The sequence below is a fragment of the Arthrobacter sp. 35/47 genome (assembly GCF_000520475.1).
GTDB classification, from domain to species: Bacteria; Actinomycetota; Actinomycetes; order Actinomycetales; family Micrococcaceae; genus Arthrobacter_D; species Arthrobacter_D subterraneus.
Genome location: NZ_KI914592.1, coordinates 66,388 through 72,474, shown reverse-complemented (window position 1 = coordinate 72,474; position 6,087 = coordinate 66,388). Strand labels below are relative to the sequence as shown.

The window sequence follows — 6,087 nt, the reverse complement described above, 5'->3', positions numbered from 1 at the left end:
TGCACAGCGGACAGAGCGGCAAGCGCGCCGGCCAGTCCCGCCGAACCTACCGGCACGGCGCGCGGACCGATCTCCTGCAGGATCGTTGCGATAACGTCGAGGTCGGACTGCGTCACGGCATCGACCACGACGACGGCGGTTTCCCTCGCCGCAGAGATGAGTGTCTGCGCACGTTTTTCCGGGGGAATCTCCGAGAGGCGGGGTACTGAGGTTGCACCCGGAAGCAGTCGGGTCATTGTGCTGGTATGAACAGGAGTGACCGGGTCGGTGCCCGCCGGAGAGGACTCAACAGGCCTTCCGTGCACGAGCAGCTGACCGCCGTCGACAACTCGCCCCATAGCCGGATAGGCAGGGCACACCACGGCGAACGGGTCAGAATGCGTCTCCCCCCAGGCATCGAGCGCTCCAGCCATTTGCCCTGCAATACTGCCCCGCATGGTGGAGTCGATCTTCACGTACAGCCGGTTGATGCCTGCACGGGAAAGGTTCTTCACTGCTTCACCGGTGCGCGAACGCGCAGCCGCGGCGTCGAGAGCGCGCGAGTCGGTGATGTACGCCGTCGCGCTGGGCGGTGCTGTCGCGACGGTACTTGTTTCGCCCGCGGCCAGGCTGAGACGGGCGCCCGCGGCCAGGCTGAGACGGGCGTTGAAGCCCGCCTCAGCAAACTGGACCAGTGTGTCGTTAGCGCCGGTGAGATCGTCAGCGACGATCCCGAGGGCCGGTTGGGGCTGCATCAGAGTTTGGTTTCCGGATGCCGGTAGCCGTCCCCGTCGTCGGGGAGTTCGGCTGAGCCCGGGCCGGAGGTACGGGCACCGGCCGCCACAGTTTCAACGTCGTCTTCGCTCGTCAGGCCGCCCTGACGCTTCAGCACGTAACTGGCCAGAAGCGGCGCAAAGATTGCCGTAACGAGTACGGCCGAGGCGACCTGTGCGGTGGCAACCTCGACGAACGGGGCGAAGGTGGGATCCGCTGCCGCAACAACGGCCGGGGTGGCGATCGAATTGCCGGCGGTGGTGGCGGAAGCGATACCGATGCCCGACTTGCGGCCGCGGCGCAGGATGAACCGGTAACCGAAATAGACAAGCGCGCCGGTGATGAGCGTGGCGGCAATGCCTACGAAGATGCCTCCGAGGCCGCCTGTAATGACATTGCCCAGGTTGATGCCCGTACCGAGTGCAAAGGCGAAGAACGGAATCACGATGTTCGGAACGGGCCGCATGACCTCGGTCCAGCGGCGGTCCAGATTGCCGACAATGAAGCCCAGCGCCAGCGGAATGACTGCGGCAAGGAGTGCAAGGAATGGAATGTTGCCGAGCCCGGAGACACCGAGGAAGAGAAGGGTAAAGAATGGGCCGTCATTGATAGCCGAGGCCATGTAGGCCCCGCGGTCCCGGCTGTCGCCGTAGCGTCCGGTGAAGGCGAGCCACAGGCCTCCATTGCTGTTGTCGAAAGAAGCGAGCAGCGCGAGGATGGAAATGCCGAGGATGCCCTCGACGCCGACGACCAGGCCCAGCGCCGCGACGAGCGCCGCAGGAATGATGGTCTTGAAAAGAAGGACGACGCCGGTCGTCGCCAGAACCGGTCCTGACGTTTTTGCAGTGATCTGCATACCGGTTGCGAAAATCAGGATGGCGATCAACGGAAGCGCCGCGTCCTTGAACAGGGCGGTTGTGAAGCTTCCCATCTCGAGGAAGCCGGGAAAAAACGTACCGACAATCGATCCGAGGAGGAGCGGTATGAGCATGAGCCCGCCGGGAATACGGTTCATTGCGTCGAACAACGGTACGCGGGAGGTGATGCGCGATTCGGCAGCCATGGCGAATCTCTCTGTTGGGTAGCGGTAGTACGAGTTGTACGTACAAGGTGTACCTACATTAGATCCGGATATGCCGGTGACGCAACTCACCGTCTGACCCTTCGGTCTACCCCTTCCCCGCCTGCCCGGCCAGCAACTCGAGGATGTGGTGGTAGCTCCGTTCGGTAGCCCTCGTCATCCCGAGTTCGCAGGTGCGGTTGCAGGAGGCATGTGCACTTGCCCCAAACGCGCGGATCTCTGCGGCCTGTGCGCTTGTCGCCGAGGCAGTGAGCTCGGGGTGGAGCATTCCGCGGTCCCCGGCGAAGGCACAGCAACCCCAGGCCACCGGTACCTGAACCGTTTCCGCCACCGCGGAAGCCACCTGCTGCAGGGGTGCATTCAAACCCAGACGTGTAGATGAGCACGTCGGATGAAGCGCCAGCGAATCCAGCTTCCGGTAGGGACCGAGCAGCGGCAGGATGCGATCGGCGGTAAATTCCACAGCGTCGATGATCCGCAGGGCCGGGTGCCCTCCTGCCGTCGTCTCATTCTCCAACGTGGCCAGAAGCCCCTCCGTACAGGAGGCGGCGTCGACGATCACGGGCAGCTCGCCGTCGTTGGTGGCTTCCCGCAGTTCCTCAAGGACGTGCCGGCGCATGGCGCGGGCACCGGAAACCATGCCCTTCGACGACCACGGGGTTCCACAGCACAACCCGTCGATGGCGGCCGGAACCAGGAGAGTGATCCCGGCAAACCGGCAGAGCTGTTCAAAGCTGGCCTGCACGCCGTCATCGCCGGGCTCAGCCGGTCCGAACATTGTTCCCACACACGCCGGGAAATACACCGCGTCCGGCGCAGTTTCCGGACGCGGACGACGCCGGGAGTGCCCACCGATGGGCAGGTCCGGTGAGTAGAGGGGCACATTATCTGTGCCAAGCACAGCGCGGACGGCCACGTTCGGAATACGGATGACTGGCGTCGGGATCCTGCCCGCCACCGTGAGCGCCGCCGCCGCACCGCGGCTTGCCGGTCCCCAGTGCCCGGCCGCGGTCTCCCACATCTTTGCGGCTACCTGATTGGCGCCCTCCCCGCGAAGCCGTTTGACCAGGGTGCCCGTATTGATGTCCACCGGGCATGCGGTCTGGCACATTCCGTCGACCGCGCACGTCTGGACCGACTCGTAGTCGTAGTCCTTCTCCAGCGCTGCCACCAGCGCCGTATCCCCATCGATGCGGGCCTGCTCGATGGCCCGCAGGGTCACGATGCGCTGCCGCGGCGTGAGGGTGATGTCCTTGCTGGGGCACACCGGTTCGCAGTAGCCGCACGAGACACAGCGGTCCACCTCCTCGGCCACGGCGGGCGCCGTCTTGATATGGCGCAAATGTGCCTGCGGATCATCATTGATGATGACGCCGGGATTGAGCATTCCGGAAGGGTCGAACAGCGACTTGATTTCCTGCATGACCCCGTACAGTGCGTCGCCGTACTGGCGACGGACGTATGGGGCCATGACGCGGCCCGTGCCGTGTTCTGCCTTGAGGGACCCGCCTTCGGTCAGCACCAGGTCAACCATGTCCTCGGTGAAGGCGTGGTAACGGTCCAGTTCGGTGGCGGATGCAAACCCGTCGGTCAGCATGAAATGGATGTTGCCGTCCTTGGCGTGCCCAAAAATCACGCTGTTGCGGTACCCATAGCGGTCGAACAGTTCGGACAGCTTGCCGCACGTACGGGCAAGGGAAGGCACTGGAACCACTATGTCCTCGAGCAGTGCGGTCGTGCCCGGCGGACGGGCACCGGCGACAGACGCGTACAGTCCCTTGCGCAGATGCCACAGTTCCGCCCGTGTAACAGGGTCGGTGCTGAACTTGGCCGGCATCGTCAGTCCGAAGGGCTTCAGGCCATCCGCGCCCCCGGCAACCGCATCGCTGAGCTGTTCAGGAGAATCGGCCGAGTATTCGACGAGCAGTGCCGCGTGATCCTCGACGGACAGGCCGCGTACCGCCGGGGGAGTGCCAAAAATTGACTGGCCGACCCGAAGGGACAGCGCGTCCATTAATTCCGCTGTCGCCGCGCCTGATTCCACGAGCGCCGGCAACGCGGAATTGGCGGTCGCCAGATCAGGGAAGACCAGCAGTGCCGTCGCCGTATGCGCCCTGATAGGTACGGTGCGGAACACCGCATCCGCCACGAAACCGAGCGTTCCCTCACTGCCGACCATCAGATGCGCCAGGATATCCACAGGACGCTCGAAATCGAGAAGCGAGTTCAGGCCGTAGCCCATGGTGTTCTTCATGGCGAACTGCCGCCGCACCGTCGCGGCTGATACGGCGTCGGACCGGACGCGCGCGGCCAGCCGCCGAAGCCCTTCGTGAAGGTCGGGCTCCGCCGCGTGAAGGTGTTTGTCGGCATCCGGCGCCGCGGTGTTGATGACGGTCCCGCTGCTCAGGACAACCGTCAGGGATTCCAGGGTCCGGTAGGCGTTGTCCACTATGCCGCAGTGCATCCCGGAGGAATTGTTGGCAATGACGCCGCCGATGGTGCACGCGGATTCGCTTGCCGGGTCCGGCCCGAATTTACGTCCGTAACGCAGTAGGCGGGTGTTGAGCATCCGCACCGTGACGCCGGGCTGCACGCGCACCCGTGCGCCGTCGTCGAGCACTTCGATGTTCCGAAAATTACGCCGCACATCAACCAGCAGGCCGTCACTGATTGCCTGACCGCTGAGGCTGGTCCCGCCGGATCGCAGGGTCAGTGGCATCCCCGCGGCGGCGCTGGCGCGGAGCAGCCGGCCGACCTCCACGGCGTCCGACGGCGTTGCCACCGCCTCTGGAATCAGCAGGAAGTGCGAGGCGTCGTGTGCCTTGGCGTGCCGGTCGATAGCCCGGTCGCTGACCTGCGACGGATGGGCGACGGCGGCGCGGAAATCGGTCAGCATAGGTTCTCCCCTCCGGGAAGATAGACGACGGGCTAGTGGTGCCGGGGTTGGTACAGTTCCGGCTCGGGCAGCCCAGCGTTGGATCGTACTCGGCGGGACAACCGCTCAATGGATACGAGAGCACTTGTCAGATCACCGACTGACACCTCAAACGGCATGTTGTGGATCGTCTCGCCTCCCACCGTCGCAGTCTCGGCGATGCGGCGGAGGTCGTCGGTGTCGTCTGTGGTCAGCCCTACCTCGGTGAGAGTGGTGGGCAGCCCGACGCGAGTGGTGAATTCGATGAAGTCAATAATGTCAGCGGTGGGAGCGCCCTCGAGCACCAGCTGCGTCAGCGAACCGATATTGACCTTCTGGCCGTGCGCCAGCCCGTGCGTCTGGTCGGCGGCGGTCAGGCCGTTGTGGATGGCGTGTGCGGCGGCGAGCCCGCCAGACTCGAAGCCCAGGCCGGAGAGCAGGGTGTTGGCTTCCACGACCTTTTCCAGGGCCGGAGTCACCACGTTGTCCCGGACGGCGTCCATGGCGGGCAGTGCGTTTTCCCACAGTACGTCCCAGGAGAGCTGCGCGAGCGCGGTACCGGTGAGGGTGGCCAGGCCGCCGGCCATGGTAGTGGCGTTCGACTGGCGCGTGGAGCGGGCCTCGAGCCACGTCGCCAGCGCATCACCCACGCCGGCGGCGAGGAATGACGCCGGTGCATTTGCCACCAGCTGGGTGTCCACAAGGACCAGATCAGGGTTCTTCGGAAAGAATCGGTACTCCTCGAATACGCCCTCATCCGTGTAAATCACGGCGAGCGCCGAGGTCGGTGCGTCGGTGGACGCAACCGTCGGGACGCTTACCCAGCGGATGCCGGCGGCGTAACCGGCCGCCTTCACTGCATCGATCGTGGAGCCGCCGCCGACGGCCACAACGACATCAGCGCTGTGCTGCGTGATGAGTCCGGTCAGCCGGTCCACCTCGCGGGCACTTGGAATACCACCGAAGTCTTCCCGAATCACCGGCAGGCCTGCCCCGCTGAGGGAAGCTTCGACGTCGTGCCCTACGAAACCCCAGACAAGGTCATCAGCAACCAGCAGCGGCGAGTTGCCAAGCGGTGCAAGGAATTCGCCCAGCCGGGTGATGGCATTCTTGCCCTGCACGTATCGGGCGGGGCTGATTACTGTGCGGATCGGTGTGGTCTCGGTCATTTGAATCTCCTTTGATTGCAAGCGTGTTGCACACGTGCCCAGATTAGGTCCGGTCAGGGGAGGAGCGTGCACGGCATTCTCACCCTGTGAAAAGCGGACTTTCGCGCTGCCGCACTCGGCAGCAGACTGGGACACACATCGAACACCGCACCCGAGCGAGAGGCAGCAGC

Annotated in this window: 4 protein-coding genes; all 4 read right to left on the bottom strand. The window is 64.6% G+C overall.

Annotated elements, in window-relative coordinates; all coding sequences use genetic code 11:
• A partial coding sequence (locus tag X803_RS22165; protein ID WP_162149200.1) for a four-carbon acid sugar kinase family protein occupies positions 1–734 on the bottom strand: 734 nt, incomplete at its 3' end.
• Entirely contained in the window at positions 734–1,816 is a 1,083-nt protein-coding gene (locus X803_RS18360) for a 2-keto-3-deoxygluconate permease (RefSeq protein ID WP_084033499.1), read from the bottom strand. The genes X803_RS18360 and X803_RS22165, both read right to left, overlap by 1 nt.
• Before the next feature lie 106 nt (positions 1,817–1,922).
• The gene (locus X803_RS0106950; RefSeq protein ID WP_026544584.1) at positions 1,923–4,730 is read right to left on the bottom strand and encodes an FAD-binding and (Fe-S)-binding domain-containing protein; all 2,808 of its coding nucleotides are present in this window, start codon (positions 4,728–4,730) and stop codon (positions 1,923–1,925) included.
• Positions 4,731–4,762: 32 nt separating this feature from the next.
• On the bottom strand, positions 4,763–5,917 hold the full coding sequence (locus X803_RS0106945) for a glycerol dehydrogenase (protein ID WP_026544583.1): 1,155 nt from the start codon (positions 5,915–5,917) through the stop codon (positions 4,763–4,765).
• Positions 5,918–6,087 lie beyond the last annotated feature (170 nt).